Source organism: Bilifractor sp. LCP19S3_H10 (assembly GCF_052119185.1).
GTDB lineage: Bacteria > Bacillota > Clostridia > Lachnospirales > Lachnospiraceae > Bilifractor.
Genome location: NZ_JBQKFT010000032.1, coordinates 1 through 16,806, shown reverse-complemented (window position 1 = coordinate 16,806; position 16,806 = coordinate 1). Strand labels below are relative to the sequence as shown.

General features: G+C 36.6%; 15 protein-coding genes. All 15 read left to right on the top strand.

The window, feature by feature from the left end; all coding sequences use genetic code 11:
• Positions 1–120: 120 nt before the first annotated feature.
• The 15 genes from ACTQZS_RS14560 to ACTQZS_RS14490 all read left to right on the top strand — a co-directional run bounded on the left by ACTQZS_RS14560 (position 121) and on the right by ACTQZS_RS14490 (position 16,342).
• Positions 121–1,230 (top strand): glycosyltransferase family 4 protein, encoded by a 1,110-nt coding sequence (locus ACTQZS_RS14560; protein ID WP_441476457.1) that lies wholly within the window; start codon positions 121–123, stop codon positions 1,228–1,230.
• 3 nt (positions 1,231–1,233) lie between these two features.
• A complete protein-coding gene (locus ACTQZS_RS14555; protein WP_441476456.1) occupies positions 1,234–2,331 on the top strand; it encodes a glycosyltransferase WbsX family protein in 1,098 nt (365 codons plus the stop codon).
• Positions 2,332–2,584: 253 nt separating this feature from the next.
• Complete coding sequence (locus tag ACTQZS_RS14550; protein WP_441476455.1) at positions 2,585–2,986, top strand: CatB-related O-acetyltransferase; 402 nt, start codon at positions 2,585–2,587, stop codon at positions 2,984–2,986.
• Between the two features lie 20 nt (positions 2,987–3,006).
• Positions 3,007–4,413, top strand: coding sequence for a DUF6418 domain-containing protein (locus ACTQZS_RS14545; RefSeq protein ID WP_441476454.1), 1,407 nt, complete (start codon positions 3,007–3,009; stop codon positions 4,411–4,413).
• Between the two features lie 7 nt (positions 4,414–4,420).
• Positions 4,421–5,668 carry a hypothetical protein gene (locus ACTQZS_RS14540; RefSeq protein ID WP_441476453.1) on the top strand — a complete coding sequence of 416 codons (1,248 nt, stop codon included), beginning with the start codon at positions 4,421–4,423 and terminating at the stop codon, positions 5,666–5,668.
• Positions 5,665–7,266: a cytidylyltransferase domain-containing protein gene (locus ACTQZS_RS14535; RefSeq protein ID WP_441476452.1), complete on the top strand. Its 1,602-nt coding sequence runs from the start codon at positions 5,665–5,667 to the stop codon at positions 7,264–7,266. Before ACTQZS_RS14540 ends, ACTQZS_RS14535 begins: the two co-directional genes overlap by 4 nt.
• 15 nt (positions 7,267–7,281) lie before the next feature.
• Positions 7,282–8,331, top strand: a complete 1,050-nt coding sequence (locus ACTQZS_RS14530) for an N-acetylneuraminate synthase family protein (RefSeq protein WP_441476451.1) — start codon at positions 7,282–7,284, stop codon at positions 8,329–8,331.
• Complete coding sequence (locus ACTQZS_RS14525) at positions 8,331–9,743, top strand: lipopolysaccharide biosynthesis protein (RefSeq protein WP_441476450.1); 1,413 nt, start codon at positions 8,331–8,333, stop codon at positions 9,741–9,743. The genes ACTQZS_RS14530 and ACTQZS_RS14525 overlap by 1 nt, the downstream gene beginning before the upstream one ends.
• Positions 9,744–9,822: 79 nt before the next feature.
• Entirely contained in the window at positions 9,823–10,089 is a 267-nt protein-coding gene (locus ACTQZS_RS14520; RefSeq protein ID WP_441476449.1) for a BrnT family toxin, read from the top strand.
• A 41-nt stretch (positions 10,090–10,130) separates the two neighbouring features.
• Positions 10,131–10,367 (top strand): hypothetical protein, encoded by a 237-nt coding sequence (locus ACTQZS_RS14515; protein WP_441476448.1) that lies wholly within the window; start codon positions 10,131–10,133, stop codon positions 10,365–10,367.
• Between the two features lie 14 nt (positions 10,368–10,381).
• Complete coding sequence (locus ACTQZS_RS14510) at positions 10,382–13,690, top strand: hypothetical protein (RefSeq protein WP_441476447.1); 3,309 nt, start codon at positions 10,382–10,384, stop codon at positions 13,688–13,690.
• 165 nt (positions 13,691–13,855) lie between these two features.
• The gene (locus ACTQZS_RS14505) at positions 13,856–13,999 is read left to right on the top strand and encodes a hypothetical protein (protein WP_441476446.1); all 144 of its coding nucleotides are present in this window, start codon (positions 13,856–13,858) and stop codon (positions 13,997–13,999) included.
• 104 nt (positions 14,000–14,103) lie between these two features.
• A complete protein-coding gene (locus ACTQZS_RS14500; RefSeq protein ID WP_441476445.1) occupies positions 14,104–15,351 on the top strand; it encodes a PIN domain-containing protein in 1,248 nt (415 codons plus the stop codon).
• Positions 15,352–15,431: 80 nt separating this feature from the next.
• Positions 15,432–15,908, top strand: coding sequence for a Panacea domain-containing protein (locus ACTQZS_RS14495; protein ID WP_441476444.1), 477 nt, complete (start codon positions 15,432–15,434; stop codon positions 15,906–15,908).
• A complete protein-coding gene (locus tag ACTQZS_RS14490) occupies positions 15,908–16,342 on the top strand; it encodes a hypothetical protein (RefSeq protein ID WP_441476443.1) in 435 nt (144 codons plus the stop codon). The genes ACTQZS_RS14495 and ACTQZS_RS14490 overlap by 1 nt, the downstream gene beginning before the upstream one ends.
• Positions 16,343–16,806: the final 464 nt, after the last annotated feature.

Genomic DNA, 16,806 nt, shown 5'->3' with positions numbered 1-16,806 from the left:
TTGGTCTCAGGATCTACCGGCGGAATGCAGGAAACAACTTAACTAGCAACTTGCAGCTGCCAGAAATGGCAGCTGTATTTTTTAATAAGGTACTGGCGGTTTACCGCTTACGAAGAAGTGATGAAAATTGTAGTTAGCGGATATGTAGGTAAGAAAATCACTGGAATTGGTCGAAATATTATCTCACTCTTAGATAACTCTGAATCGAATAACAAATACGTAATTTATACTAACTATGACATGAAGGATTCTTTTAAGTTTAAGAATCCAAATGTAACCGTAAAAACCTACAATGTCAGCAAAATGAGTTCAATGAAAAATCTTTTATGGACTACATTTATTTTCCCGTTAAAAGTAGCAAAGGAAAAAGCTGATAAGGGGCTTATCCCAAATTTCACGTTGCTCTTATTCAAATATAGGCCGACGGATGTTATTATGCACGATCTGATAGAGTTTAATGTTCCGGACAAATTTTCAAAGAAGAAAATGTTTTACAGAACAAAGTTGGCAGATCCAATCACAGCCAAGCGTGCAGACCATATTATTACAGTATCCGAGAATTCTAAAAAAGATATTGAAAAGTTCCTTCATATACCAGAAGAAAAGATCTCGGTTGTTTATAACGGCGTTGACCAGAAAAAATTCCATAAAATGGAAGAAAAAGAAGCATTGAATATTATCTCTAAAAAAGGCTGGCCAAGCGATTTCATCTTATATGCTGGTACAATAGATCACCCAGGGAAAAATGTCATGGGAGTCGTAAAGGCTTTTGAGTGTTTGAAAGAGGAAGGAAGGTATTCTGGAAATCTTATTCTGGCCGGAATGCCGGGAGCAAATCATGAAGCTGTTGATGAATATGTAGAGAAGTCTAAATATAAAAACGAAATCATCATGACAGGGTTTGTTACAGATGAGGAACTGGTAGCATTGTACTCTCTGTGTAAGGTATTTGTCTTTATTTCACTTTATGAAGGATTCGGTATTCCACCACTGGAAGCAATGTCGTGTGGAGCTAAAGTGGTTGTGTCTAACACATCATCATTACCAGAAGTTGTGGGGGATGTCGGCTGGACGGTTGATCCAACGAATAATTCAAGTGTAAAGGATACAATATGGAGTGCTTTGACATATGAGCCGGATAATGAATATATTAATAAACGCAAGAACCATTTAAAAAGTTACGATTGGGAAGCGCTTAGCCGCGAATTTGAGAGAACATTAGGATTATAATAAATGAGCAATGTAAAAGTATTTGCAATGTACTTGCCCCAATATCATGAAACAGATGAAAACTCTAAATTCTGGGGGAAAGGGTTCACAGATTGGGTATCTGTAAAAAAAGCAACCCCTTTATTTGAAGGACATGTGCAACCTCAAGTTCCACTTAATGGTAAGTATTATGATTTGTCAAATGTGGAAGATATAAGGTGGCAGGCTCGAATAGCTAAAGAGTACGGTGTATCAGGTTGGGGGATATACCATTACTGGTTTAATAGCAACCAAAAAACATTAACGAAACCAGCAGAGATAATCCTGAAGAATAAAGATATTGAGTTACCTTTTTTCTTTGCCTGGGATAATGCTAGTTGGAAAAGAACATGGAGCAAATTAAAGGGAAATGACTGGTCTCCCATTAATGATGAAAAGAAGACTTCAGATCGTGGACCAGAAATATTAATCCAATATGAACTGGGTGGTAAGGCTGATTGGAAGAAGCATTTTGATTACTTGCTGCCGTACTTTCAGGATGAGCGTTATATCAAGCATAACAACAAGCCGCTGTTCTTGATTTATAACTATGAAAATAAATTGCTGGAAATGAATCATTACTGGGATTTACTTGCAAGAGAACACGGGTTTGACGGGGTTGAATTAGTATATAGTTTTAATCCATTACATGGAATTCCTAAAGAAGCGCATAAGTTCAGATATGAGCCTTTATACTCTGGTTGGGGTAATTTTGCTGATAGATTAAAACGACTTATGAACAGAAATGCCGAGCAAAAAAACATAAAACTTTTTAGCTACGATAAGGTTTGGCAACAGATCCTCACAAATGCAAAGCGATGCCATGATCAAAACATGTATTATGGCTGCTTTGTTGGGTACGACGATTCGCCACGTCGCGGTCATAAAGGGAAAGCGATTGTTGATGCGTCAGCTGAGAAGTTTCAAAAGTACTTGAGACAATTGATTAAGATATGTGAGAGTCAAAACAAGGAATATATTTTCTTGACCGCATGGAATGAGTGGGGGGAGGGAGCTCATTTGGAGCCAGATTCTGTAAATGAATACTCATATCTTGAAGCATATAAGAAAGCAAGATCGTAAATACATGCAAAAAAAATCAGTACTAAAATACACATTATTAAATCAACTAAGAGGCCAAATAAAGTTAAATGCCTTTTGTAGAAAATGGTGTCGTTTGAATACAGCCAATGATACTATTCCTCGGAATATTTTTCCAATGGAATGCGTTACAATTGGAGACTATACATATGGGGAATTAAATATTGTTACATTCAATTCGAAGACGCGACTTGAGATTGGACGCTTTGTGTCCATAGCTCAGAATGTATATTTTATGTTAGATGTGGAGCATCATACAGATAGAATTTCTACATATCCTTTTAAAGAGAAAATACTTGGCTCAGAAGAACCTGAAGCATTCTCTAAGGGGAATATTGTAGTTGACGATGATGTTTGGATTGGATTTGGAGCAATTATCATGTCTGGTGTTCATATTGGACAAGGCGCAATTATTGCCGCAGGTGCGGTTGTTACGAAAGATGTGCCTCCGTATGCAATCGTAGGTGGATGTCCAGCTAAATTAATTAAATATCGTATAGACGAGAATCTTATCGATAAAACAATGGAAGCCTTCAACACAATTATAAAAAACGAAAACATAGAAGAACGCATCGATATGCTACAATCCAATGTAAATCCATCAAATGTTTTAAGAATAACTAAATCGATAAGCTGATAAGGAATTTGGGTCGCTCAATGATTAGGATAAAAAAACAAACAAGAACATTTATGACACTACAGGCAGCATCATTTGTGGTGGCTCTCTTGAATTTTATACCAGTACTTGATTGGCTATTAATTGCATTCTTTATTTGCGAAGTTATTTATATAGCAATTCGTGAACATGGTGTTTTTCTTAAATACTTGTACTTTCTTGTATTAATGGTTTGGAATACGTTATGCGTTTTTTGTGTTGATAATTTTCGTGTTTTTTTGCCAAACTTATTAATGAGATCCTATAGAACTGGTGCTTTGGCACCATTGGTAATTGCCAACAATGTATTTTTGCTTACTATACTTCTGCTTGAAAATAATAATAAGACGAAAAAGGTTAAGCAGTTATACAATGATTCAGATGGAAATGTTCAGATAAGATTATCTGGATATAAAAGATTGATTTCTAGAGTAATTGCGATCGGAGCAATAATAGTAGCAGTCATATTTTTGAATCAGGTGTTACGAAACAATTATTATACTTCAGGCTACTCCACACGCTTTGAGTATATGCAAAATTCAAATGCAATAGCTTTGAAATATTTTGGTTACCTACCATATTTAATCCCCTTTTTCTTAATAACAGAAAAAAGGAGAATCAACAAGAAATTAATTAGTATATATGTAGTTTTGTATATCGCTTTTTTGCTGTTAATTGGCCAAAAATTCACACCTATATTTGAACTTTTTACATTACTAATATTATGTTATCTTATTCCATTTTACAATAAGCGAATCGAAAAAAACTATAAAAAAATATTTATATACCTCATTTTGATTGCCGTTGCTTTTGTTTTTTTTTCTGGAATTCAGTCAATAATTGAACGAGGAAGTTCATCTATTGGAATTGCTATGCTATTCAATAGAATCATAAATGGCCAAGGTGATGTCTGGTGGGGAATATATGCGCAGTTTTCGAATCAACCACCTCATTTAAAAGAAATCTCTGACGAACTTAGCTTTATCGGGAATACTTCAAATGATCAGTTAACATATAACTTTGGTATTTATAAAATGATGAATCTCATAGCTCCTAGGGCTGTTTTAGAGAGTTATGCCAGAAAAGGAGCACGCTTCACTGCTAGTACAAATGCCTCCATATATTATTATTTTGGAATAGTTGGGCTATTAACTTTTCAGATTTTATTTGCAATTGTGATTTGGTACATTACCAATAAAATCATAGTGCTTTGTGCAAAAGGAAAAGCCTTTGAAACTGTTTTATGGTGCTTCTTAAGAAACTACAGCTTAAGTATTTATATGATGTCAGCATTTGACCTGTTTTTCAGAAACACAACAAAAATTATCATTTTTCTTATTATAATTTCATATTTTTATAATTACTTAGGACGCAAAACCAAAAGATCTTTGAACGCAAAAAGGTGCTAGGTGGAACATGACAGTTGAAATGCTTTTTGAAATTATTAACAGAACTAGGATCCCTGAGTTTCAAAATATAAATCTCGGTGAGATGCTATATACAGTTGTGAAATCATCCTTAGAAAGACGAATAAAAAACAACTTAAAATATATGTTAAGTGTTTTAGCCTTTCATTCAGTTAATTTTTCAAAAAATGGAAAAGGTAATGATTTGTTTTTATATTCTTTTTCGTATTTGGGAAGACAAGACCACTTACTAAGAACGATAAGTGCATCGAGATGTTCACAAAATTCGACAACAATAATTTCACAAAAAAAATTCAGAATTAAGTTAGACTTCTTTAAAAAAATGCATTTCTTCCTTAAGTGGAAAGATAGGTTAATAAGTAATGGAGTACCCAATAATGCAGCGTTTTACCTTGCACTAATTCTTGTGGACGCATATCATTCCTATTGTGAGATTGAAGAGTATTTAAAAAAAGAAAAAATAATTCCTTCATTATTTGTGTCATTATGCGATGGACATCCAATTGATTATTATATTACAAGCAGAATGAATGAATGTAATGTGCCAACTGCAACTCTCCAACATGGTTTGTTTAGTCATTTCGAACCCTGGATTTTTCATAATAGCCACAGTAAATATTTCTTGGCATATAATCAAATGACAATAGATGAAGCACAAAAGTCCGGAAAAAAAGATATAAATCACATATTGATTGTTGGTCCACCATCGCTGATTGGTAAAAATAGAAATTATAATTTCACAAAAACTAATTTTCATAAAATTGGAGTTGCTCTGCTGGGAAAAGGCTATGAAAAACAAAATGAAGAAATAATCAACATCATAAGATTACTTTGCGAGAAAAGTAATTATTTATTTACAGTACGAGATCATGCAGACGTCCATACTCCCCTGCCTCAAATGAGTAATATGGTTCGGGATCGCAGCGAAAATATTGAAACCTTTATCGAAAATAGTGACTTTATTGTTACTGGAAGCTCCACGGTTTTCTTTGATACATTTGTTCATAATAAAATTGCGGTTAGATATATAGGTGAACAGGATAGATACGAACAAATTGATGACTTTTCATTTAGAAATGAAAGCGATTTGCTTAAATATTTTTCGGATTATTATTACGACTTCAACCGAATAGCTGTTAGAGCAAAAAAAGTTTTGGATTATTTTCTACCGCAGGAAGACATATTAAAATTATATACAACTGCATTTGAAAAAATTAAAGGAGGTAGTCTCACATGAAAATATTATCAATAATTCCAGCTAGAGCAGGATCAAAAGGAATTCCCAATAAGAACATCCGTATCATAGGTGGACATCCACTCATTTATTATTCCATAAAGAATACCGTAGAATCCTCTTTAATAACCGATGTTATCGTTTCGACTGACTCACCTGATGTAAAAATAATCGCTGAGCAGATGGGAGTTAAGGTTCATTGGAGGAATGAACGTCTTTGTAAAGATGATGTAACACTCGATGCAGTGATTTACGATGCTATTCCAAAAAATAAAACTTGGGATTATATAGTTACAATGCAGCCTACATCGCCGACACTGAAAGTAGAAACCCTAGATGCAGCGATCCAATACGCGATAAATAATAATTTAGACACCTTAATTTCAGCTATTAATGCACCGCATCTTTCCTGGGGCGTTAAAAACGGAAAGAAAGTTCCCAATTACACTGGACGATTGAACCGACAGTACCTTCCTCCTTGTTATATGGAGACAGGTGCTTTTGTAATATCCAGAGCTTCTGCTGTTACTGAGAAGACAAGAATTGGATCAACTGTTGATGTTTACGAGGTCTCTGAGGATGAAGCAGTAGATATCGATACATTTGAAGATTTACGGACAGTGGCGGCGATACTTGAAAAACAGAAAATCGCAATCTATGTGAATGGAAATAATAGCAGAGGAACAGGGCATGTTTATCGTGCGCTGGAGCTTGCAGATGAATTTTTTACTAAGCCAGACATCTATTACGACAAAAACCAGACAGACGTTTCCGTATTTGGAAAGACTACTCACAACCTAATCCCCGTAAACGGAATAGTTGAATTGTTTAACATCTGCAGAGAAAAGCAATACACAATATTTATTAACGACATTCTTTCTACATCTATCGACTATATGATCGGGCTTAGATCAGTTCTACCAAAAGCGAAAATAATCAATTTTGAAGATGATGGGGAAGGAGCGGGAAAAGCTGACCTAGTGTTCAATGCTCTTTTTGGAGACGAAGAACATAAAAATGAAAGGGCCGGAGAAAAATACTACATCGCTGGAAAAGCCTTTTTGTTCTATAAACCAATAAATATTAAGGAAAAAGTAAAAACTGTCCTCATTGCATTCGGAGGAGCCGATCCACAGAATTACACCGATCGACTGCTGAATATTGTGTCAAAACCTGAATATAAAGATTACCATTTCAAAGTGGTACTTGGTCGCGCAAAAACGCATGTGGCGGAATTGTTAGAATTCAACAAGTACCCAAACATTGAGGTTTTACATGATATCTCAGATATGGCAAGCGTTATGTCAACATGTGATATTGCTATAACTTCCAGAGGACGCACGGGATATGAGTTGGCAATTATGGGAATACCTTCTATTGCGATGGCACAAAATAAGAGGGAGGAAAGGCATGGCTTTGTCAGTCGCGAGAATGGCTTTGATTATATAGGCTTAAATCCAAGTGATGATATGATTGAAGGGAATTTGAAGATGTATCTTGCTTCTTCAAAAGAAGATCGTAAGAAATTCCAAGATATGTTATTAAGTCATGATCTTAAGAATGGCCGAAAGAGAGTTATGGACCTGATTAATAGTCTGTAATATGGAGGTTAGAAGATGAAAAGTAGTAAACCATATGTTATTGCTGAGTTTGGCGTTAATTTTTATGATACTGCAAAAGTAATGAACATTACGCCCCTAGAAGCGGCAAAGCTTTATATTGACAGAGCGGCAGAAACTGGAATAGATTGCGCGAAGTTTCAGGCATATAAGGCTAACACAATTGCATCAAAGAATTCTCCAGCATACTGGGATCGGACAAAAGAACCTACGGACTCACAGTATAAGCTATTTACTAAATTTGATTCGTTCGATGAGAAAGATTATAGAGAGCTTGCAGACTATACCCATGAGAAAGGAATGGATTTCACAGCAACACCATTTGATTATAACAGCGCTGATTTCCTTTATGACATGGTGGACTTTTATAAAATAGCTTCTGCCGATCTTTCTAACCTTCCATTCCTCAGGCACATTGCTGAAAAAGGTAAGAAGGTTATGGTTTCTGTTGGAGCGGCGTACCTTTCTGAAGTAGATGAAGCAGTTAGAGTCATCAAGGATGCTGGACTTAAAAGCAATGACATCACACTTCTCCATTGCGTCCTTTCATATCCTACAAAGCCAGAAGACGCAAACCTTCGAATTATTAAAACTCTAAAAAGAGATTTCCCGGATCTTCATGTGGGATTCAGTGATCATGTTGCACCTGATGATACAATGATGACACTTGCAGCAGCATATATGGAAGGCGCGGAAGTAATTGAGAAGCATTTTACATTGGATAAAACGCTTCAGGGTAACGACCATTATCACGCCGGCGAACCTGAGGATTTTGCAAAGGCAATCGCGAACTTTAGATGGATTGATAAAGTGCTTGGATCTGATGTGAAAACTGTTCTTCCTTGCGAAGAGATTCCACGGCGTGAAGCAAGGAGATCACTGGTTTTGACAAGAGATATGAAAGCAGGCGAAGTTATTACTAAAAAGGATCTAATGCCTAAGAGACCCGGAACTGGTATTAGCCCTAAATACACTGATATTGTAATCGGCAGAGCAGTGAAAGAAAATCTTACAGAAGACACAATTTTAACTTGGGATATGATCTGATGAAATCCAATTTTCTGAAATCAAAAGGTGCCAATACCCAGACGTTCTATAATTTCCTGAGTACTATGTTACGTAGCGGCATAATGTTTATAACTATGCCAATTTTTACGCGGATATTGGGAACAGAACAGTATGGCTTATATTCAATCTATGCTTCATGGCTGACTATTTTTGTGTGTTTCATGGGTATGAATGTAAAGTCTGGGTTAGGCACTGGATTATATAAGTTTAAGGATGACTATCCAAAATTTAGATCAAGTACCCTTGTAGAGGGAAGCTTAATAAGTGCGGTAATAATTATTGTTGCTGTTTTAATTTATCCGCTCATCAAAAGTATTTTCGGTTATCCAATATTCATATTCACGATACTTTTATTTGAAGCATTTGCTCAGTTTATATTGGATTTTGCAAACTTGGCATGGATTTATGAAAAAAAGGCTGCCAGCAATATGCTTGTTTCGATAGCAACATTGGTACTGACCTCTGTCCTTTCAATTGCGTTAATTATGATGTGGAATGGTGATCATGATACGCTGTATTATGGCAGGGTTATTGGCACAGCTCTTCCGCAGGTTGCTATAGCGATATTTGTCTGGGCATATATATTTAAACAACAACCCTATGGATTCAACAAGGAGTATTGGAAATACAGCTTTCTTTTCGGAGTGCCTCTCGTATTTCATATGCTTTCTCAGCAAATCCTTGGACAGTCCGATCGATTAATGATGAAGTGGTTCGGGACCGGAAGCGGACAAATAGGCATTTATAGTTTTTATTATTCTTTTGTTACAATCCTTACAACTATACTAAATGCACTCAATAACTCATGGTGTCCATTTTTATACGATGATCTGGCCAAACGGAATTACAAAGTTTTAGACAAGAAAATAGGAAATTATGTCCAAATATTTACAGTGCTTTGCTTGGGATTTCTTCTTGTATCACGAGAGGTAATGAAAATTTTTGCTAATGAAGAATATTGGTCCGGCGTAAATCTTATCCCGATACTGGTCTTAGTTACGTACTGTACATATTTTTATCAATTTGGAGTAAACTACGAATTTTTTAATTCCAGGCCAAGGGTTGTAGCCATTGGTACAGTTGTAGCGGCAATTTCAAACATAATATTAAACTCTATTCTAATACCGCCGTATGGAATGTTTGGTGCGGCTATTGCAACTTTAATAAGCTATGCTATATTAGCAGCAATGCATACAATCGTTGTAAAGACCTGGAAACTTGAAAAGTATCCGCTCACGTATAAACCGGTTGTGTTAGGATTATTGCTTGTACTAATAGGATGTGTTATTTTTTACGTTGCCAAGGATCTTATGGTTATTAGATGGGGACTTGGAGTGGCATTAGGAGTATATTTGGTACTGTCAGTTTATAAGCGAAAAACGATATTCTAATATATATGGTCATTTGTCCAACTCCCTTCTCGAGGATCATATTTAGAAGGACTTTTATAAAACAATCGAAGAAGTATAGATGACATTTGAATGGGATCAAGAAAAGAACAAAGTAAATATTGCAAAACATGGCATCTCATTCGAACTTGCCAGTAAAGCTTTTTTCGATCCGCTCCGTATCGATCTATATGACAAAAGGCATAGCCAAGAAGAGGATCGTTTTATTACAATAGGATATGTCAGGGGAGTGGCGATACTTATTGCGTATACAGCTACAGAAGATAAAGTACGGATCATCTCAGCGAGGAGAGCACTGAAAAGTGAAATTGAGACATTTTATTATTGAAGCATCACCAATCGCAAAAGGGGTAGCATAGGAGTGAGAAATTGGAACCAATGACTGTATTTACCATAATCGTAGGCATTGCCACAATCCTTTCTGCAATATTTTCTGGATTGGCATTGAAGAATACCGCCGATATAAAGAATCAACTTAACAATAAAGTTGAGGGGGAAAACAATACTGCTTCGAATCAACATAATACTGGCAATGTGCATGGAAATCTGAATCAGGCTGGAAGAGATATGACAATCAATACAGGCTCCGAGAAGCAGAAGAAGTGAAATGAGGTAACGGCATGCTGGATTTTCTTAGTAAAATATTTTCACCTATCAATACAGAAAAGACTGATCATGCTGTTGTCAATGTTGCTGGTAATATTAACCAGGCGGGCAGGGATCTCATTGTAAATAAACAAATTACTGTTAATGAGGGAGTAAGATCTCCACTTATTGGGAAATATTATCAGGAGCATATTGAAGAATGTAGGAAGGCAATCCTTCATTCAAATTCTGACGGCTTAAAAGCAAACATCGAAGAATTACGTCAGGACAATACTAACCTCACGGATGAGGAGGCCGAAAAGGTTAGTTTTTACACATACCTTTTGGCCATTTACAAGAATAATATGGAGGATCAACAGAGAGAAGAAGTTAAGCTTCATGGCTCGATTTTTGCGGCTCAAGTGAATGCGTTAAAAGAGTGTGAAAACCAAGGAGATGTAACTGATGAGTCGTTTGCAGCGCTTTTTCCTGAAACTCAATCCGTAATTCTGTATCTTCTTTTTGGCGACTCTAAATATAGAAGGATAGAGGATCTTTACAAAGGTATTTCAAATAATAATATTGAAATCTATGATAACCTTCAATATTTCGCGGGCCTTTCCTACTTTAATCAACATATTTTTAATGAGTCTGCAGCAGCTTTAAAAGATCTTGCGAGCAGGTGTCCGTCTCCACGCTTTCAGGCATATGCTCTTCTTGCAGAGATACATGAAGATATTAAAAAGATTGCAAACGGAGAAAATCTGAAAGATGAACTTAAAGAAAAGACTATTGAGCTAAATCAGATTTGTACAGAGCATCCTGAATTGTCTTCTGGGAACGGGAATCTTATTAATCTCACAAGGTTGCAGGTGGCATTATACGCTGATTTGGATCATTTTCTCTCTGTTTATAACAGTCTCCCGGTTTCTGTTCAAAACCACCCGGAATTCAGAAATCTCCTTGCTGGATATTATCAGGGGAAGGGAGAGTATAAGAAAGCAGTCGATGTATATGATGGAATTGACTGGGAGGATTCACCCGGACTGACAGAAGCGTATTTCTATGCACTCCTTCTCGATAAGGAATATGTAAGTGTTGAGGAGATTTATGGTTCCCTGCAAAATAAGACATCAAGAATTGAAGCTTTTAGACTGGTTGCCTTAGCACAAATCGATCATGAAAGCTATGAGGCGGAGTTAAAGAGGCAGCTTGAGGATAATGTTAATAATAGTCATGATTTTGTTTTTGCATTATTATTTGTTGAGGAGGAAGATGTATTTAATAATTTCATTGTTTCTATCATAAATGAGCATTTTGAATGCTTAAAAATGATGGATGACTCTGACAAGAATGCTCTTATTGCTGTATTAGTCAAATTTCATGCGCTTGATCTTGCCTTAAAATTCCTTGACACAATTAGAGATTTCAAGACAATAGATCAAAACTCCGTAATGGAGATTTATCGGCAACTTTTCGTATTTGCTCAAAGATTAGGTTTAAGAGGAGAGGGTAATAATCTTCTTGATTCGGATCTTCATAAAATAGAAAATATAGCAGATAAATTTATTTTACATCAAATTGGTCTTAAGTATTTCTATCAGCTGAAGGTAATGTGTTGCCAGTATTTAGGTAAGCTGACCAGTGCCAAATTCTATTCGGAAGAACTTTTCAAGTTGTCACCGGATAAGAATTTGGCCGCTAATATTATCCAGTTTCTGCATCAGGAGAACAATCACAGTGTAAAGTCTTATGAACCATATATTGCATTTTTGCAGGGGACAAAAGAGCCTTCAAAACTGATAGTTCTGGCTTTTGCTTATCAGAAGATTGGAAAGCTCGAGCAGGGTGAGTATTGTGCTTACAAAGCAATTTATTACCTTAATGGAATTGAAGACTATAATGTTATTAATGCATATCTGAGGTTCTGGCAAGAGAATCTTATGCATATTGTTTCGGGTACCGGAACTATTGATCGCGTGACTGGGAATTGTGTCATTTACCTTGTAGCGGGACAAGAGAAGCTACAGTTCTGTCTTGATCAGGAATCAGAGCTGGACATGAAAGAAAATAATAGCCTTGGCATGAAGCACTTGAGCCGGGCAACAGGTGATTCCCAACTTTATAATAAATTGCTTGGAGGAGCAAAAGGACAGATATTTAACATCGAGGGTAAATCCTATAAATTGGTTTCAATTCAGGATCGCTACGCTGTTGCAAGCAGTTATGTTCTTAATATTGCTTCGAATAATGAAGACAAGACAAAGGTAATATTGACTACTATTACAGGAACCTCTCCTGAAGATATGCTTCAAAAAATAAGGGCATATACAGAGCAGCATAGTGGGAAGGAAATCCTTGATATTTATCATTTCAAAGACAACGAGTGGGGGTGTCCGATCGAGGCAATTAAAGGGGGAGATTATGGTTCTTATCTTGATGTTGTGAATTATTTGCTGTATGCCAAGGACGAGATTCTTTATGCCGGACAAGCAACAAATCAGATCGAAGCAAAGTTATACTTGGTTTCATTATCTACGCTGGCAATATTGAGTATGACTGATCAACTTTCTGTTTTGGATGACTTTGCTGATAAGATTGTTATTCCTGATTCTCTTGTCACTTTTGTTGAAGACCAGGTCAATGCTCTCAGTGGAAGTAACTCTGTTGGCCAACTGATATTTGATGCGAATGGGAAGGCAATTCTTCTGAAAGAGCACGATCAATATATATTGAAGTGGTGGGAGCGTATAAGAGATTATTGCATACATTTTCAAACAGTTTCAGTTACCGATCAGGAGCGAATTTCTCTTGCTATAATAAAAGATATTTCCGCAGAAGAATTTGTAAAGGATATGCGCTCAGGAACGATTGAGCTTGACTATCTGATTGTTGGAAAGAAATGTCAGGCCATATATGTATGCGATGATCTTTTCTGGAGGAAGCTTGCATCGTATTTAAATATTGAAAACATTAATTCGTCCTCATTAGCTTTTGGAATGAAGGTTGAAAAGCGAGCTAGGGCTTTTGTAGAAAAGATGTCAGAGATAAATTATTTATATCCTTCTTTCCTGCTTACAGATGATACTGCATGGGCCAAACGTGTGATCAGTAATCTTCTAAAAAATAAATACAAAGAAGAGTACTTCAGACCGATTATTTCGCGGGCTTATCTTCAAGCGAGAAAAGAAGTTATGCGAAGTTTGACTATCGGCCCTTTCAATTATTTAGATGAAAAGTTGTCTGGAGAGGAAGAAGAGCAGTTAGATAGGCTTGAAAAGAAATCAGATGAAGAGATCAGACAGGAGGCAGAACAAGATCCAGAATGTCTGCCGATAGCGTGATAGTACTTTACTGGATACTGTTACCAGGTGACATTATTGTGAACTTTGCATCTGAGCTACACTAAGAATTCTACAACAACATAAATCTTTGAAAAAGTCCGGATTTCCGGTTTTTTTGATTGATTGTGAACTCCCTCAATAATTAACTCTCGTTGGGAGGGCACCATGTATCTCGATTACGAGGTCAAAATACCAGATTCCAAACACGGGATCACCCGGAAAACAATCCGTGGAATAACCTATATTTACTATGCTTATGATCGCAAGTACAGTTCGGAAAAGCATTATTCCGTTCCAAAAAATACGTAAGCGCATAATCTGAGGGCGGATAGCTAGACCGTCTGATCTCTTCTATGATGAGTTACAGCAAGATAGCATGGAGTAATTCACTACACTCATGGAGGCCGGTTTTTATGAAATTCACACTGGCTATTATCGATACAAATATATTTGTTAAAAGCGGTTGTGATTTCCTTGGAATCAAATCGAAAATGCTACCGGCATTATTTGAAACGATTAGTGAGAAAGGATTAACACTGCTACAGTCAGACATTGTTGATGGCGAAGTTAAGGCTCACATTCGTACTTCTAAGCTTGTAGAGAAGTTTTACAGAATAGATGAAGCCTGGAAAGCCAATGAAAAGCTTCTAGAACATTATTCGATTGGGAAGGTTTCACCAGTATCCAAAATCAATCTTAAAGAGGACTTATATCAGGCGTATCAAGCTTCTTATTATGAAGCAATTCATTTGGAATATCCTGATCCGAAAAGAGTATTTGATTCTTACTTTGCATTGAAACCGCCCTTTAGTGAGAAGAAAAAGGACGAGTTTCCTGATGGATTTGTCTTACATTCCGTTCAAGATTATCTTGAAGAGCACAGCAGTGATACGCTGCTGGTCATTTCAGGTGATAATGACTGGAAAAACTTCTTTAAGGGATTTTCACGTGTAAAGGCTTGTGAGAATATTAAAGAAGCACAAGAGCTACTCCAAAATATTGACCTTATTCTTCCACATAATTTTATTTGCAAATTTATTGAAGCAAATAAGCGTGATTTACAGAAACTTGCTGAGACTGAGTTTGAAGGCCAATCTTACTACATCAATGATTATGATTCAGACGATGAATTGGATGTTGCTAAAGTTTATAGTGCCGACATTGAAGCGGACCCAGAGCTTGTTATTCCTTTAAGAGTAACTCGTGATAAGATCGTGGTTCAGACTTTAGCAAACTGCTTAATTGATGGAGAAGGAACCATATTTGATGAAAGCAGATCTGTGTGGGATTCGGAAGATCATGTATGGGGCTATCGGCAGTACTCATATTTAAAGTTTCGGAAGGCAATTGCAGAGACTACTTGTGAGCTAGAGATAACTTATAATTTTGATGAACTTGGAGACTTGAGTGAGTTCGAAGATGCAAGTGACGATGAGTTGCTGAGCATTTTAGCAAATGCATCTCAGGTTGAGAATTTGAGTTTGACAAATATGGGTGATATCAAGTTGGATCTTGACTTTGATGCCACAGAGGAAATCCCTCTTGATGATGACGATATGGCCAATATGGTGCTGAGAGAGGATAAAGGATATCCAGCACCAACCTGGGATGAGTTGAAGAAAAGTCACAAGAAGGTTGATTCACAGAAACGTAATAATTAATTCGCTTGTAAGCCTTAAAAACACTTGACAAATTTGTTATAATAGAATCCCAAGGAATATGTTAGAAAGGAGTGCGCATGATGGCAAAGTATAATGCTCTTCAAATTGCACATTGGTTTATACAAAGAAATGAAACAGCAATGGAAGAAAAGGGTGCCGATAAGATGACACTCCTGAAATTGCTGAAACTGATCTATTATGCAGAAGGATGCTATTTGGCAATTCATAATGGTGAGAGATTATTTGGCGAAAGAATTGTTGCATGGGAACATGGCCCAGTTGTTGAAGAAGTATACCGCGAATATCATGGTGATCCATATAATTTACCATTAAGTGATGCGGATAGAGACGACGCGAATGCCATTGCACCAGAGGATCAAGAATTGCTTGAACAAGTGTTCAATGTATTTGGCAAGTATTCTGCATGGGCTCTTCGTGATAAGACACATGAAGAAACACCGTGGCTCGAAGCAACAAAAAATGGACAGCGTGTTAATGGCGAAATAAACCAGGAAACTATGCGAAAATATTTCGTTGAGAACTATATCAGTGAATAATGCCTAAAGTAAAAGATAATGAAAAACTGAACGACAAGATAAGCAGAGAGAATCATTTTCCACAGGTGGCGAAGATTTGCTTTGGGTTTTCACATTTAACTACAAACAATGATTTTGGATTAAAAGGTTTTGAAAATAAAGAGGCTTACGCTGACTTAATCGGGAAGCTGGTAGATTGGTCTGGTATTAATGTAAGTGAGGCAAGACAAAGAGGTAAAAAATTAGGACTGGAAAGAATTCCATATAACCAATTGTCAAAACCAATGCAAGGAATTTGCGATAATTCAAATATTGTTTCTAAAGGTGGAAAGGTCGTCGTTTTTCAATTTTACAATCATCAATATCGGCTTATATGTAAAGAAGATATGATACATGCTAATATTCTTCATGTATTAGCGTTCGATTTTCATTTTTTAGCATATAATCACGGTTGATTTATACAGGATCCCGTCCAAATATTGTCCAAATATTGTTGACAGGTTGGCTTATATTTTTATAAACACGTTGCAAATCTATTGACAATAACATAAGACCTGCTCTCGGCGATCCGTCGATTCGTCGAGAGGATAGAGGAGTAGTTCAGGACATAGCGGCGCAAAGAAGATGGGACGATATTTTCTTAGTTCGGATGTCCCGGGACAAGCACCGTAATCCCCTCATAACCCAATATACCCAGGAGATCAGGCCATCGTTTCAGTCTTGATCCCCTGGGTATTTTTTTGCCCTTTTCACTTTAGCAAATTAACGCAGCAAAGAGAACCATATCTGCTACATGAGAAGTAATCACGTAAACGGTAAACCGCCAGTACCTGTTGTACCTAGCTAGCCTTTGCGATAATGGAGTCGAATAAATCTAAGGTTTTTTCGACTTCTCCAAAGGAGGCTTGGTATTGATGGA

Coding starts and splice junctions, on each gene's coding strand:
- ACTQZS_RS14525 (WP_441476450.1), top strand. CDS start 8,331: ATGAAATCCAATTTTCTGAAATCAAAAGGTGCCAATACCCAGACGTTC.
- ACTQZS_RS14510 (WP_441476447.1), top strand. CDS start 10,382: ATGCTGGATTTTCTTAGTAAAATATTTTCACCTATCAATACAGAAAAG.
- ACTQZS_RS14495 (WP_441476444.1), top strand. CDS start 15,432: ATGGCAAAGTATAATGCTCTTCAAATTGCACATTGGTTTATACAAAGA.
- ACTQZS_RS14505 (WP_441476446.1), top strand. CDS start 13,856: ATGTATCTCGATTACGAGGTCAAAATACCAGATTCCAAACACGGGATC.
- ACTQZS_RS14560 (WP_441476457.1), top strand. CDS start 121: ATGAAAATTGTAGTTAGCGGATATGTAGGTAAGAAAATCACTGGAATT.
- ACTQZS_RS14555 (WP_441476456.1), top strand. CDS start 1,234: ATGAGCAATGTAAAAGTATTTGCAATGTACTTGCCCCAATATCATGAA.
- ACTQZS_RS14490 (WP_441476443.1), top strand. CDS start 15,908: ATGCCTAAAGTAAAAGATAATGAAAAACTGAACGACAAGATAAGCAGA.
- ACTQZS_RS14500 (WP_441476445.1), top strand. CDS start 14,104: ATGAAATTCACACTGGCTATTATCGATACAAATATATTTGTTAAAAGC.
- ACTQZS_RS14545 (WP_441476454.1), top strand. CDS start 3,007: ATGATTAGGATAAAAAAACAAACAAGAACATTTATGACACTACAGGCA.
- ACTQZS_RS14530 (WP_441476451.1), top strand. CDS start 7,282: ATGAAAAGTAGTAAACCATATGTTATTGCTGAGTTTGGCGTTAATTTT.
- ACTQZS_RS14520 (WP_441476449.1), top strand. CDS start 9,823: ATGACATTTGAATGGGATCAAGAAAAGAACAAAGTAAATATTGCAAAA.
- ACTQZS_RS14535 (WP_441476452.1), top strand. CDS start 5,665: ATGAAAATATTATCAATAATTCCAGCTAGAGCAGGATCAAAAGGAATT.
- ACTQZS_RS14540 (WP_441476453.1), top strand. CDS start 4,421: ATGACAGTTGAAATGCTTTTTGAAATTATTAACAGAACTAGGATCCCT.
- ACTQZS_RS14550 (WP_441476455.1), top strand. CDS start 2,585: ATGTTAGATGTGGAGCATCATACAGATAGAATTTCTACATATCCTTTT.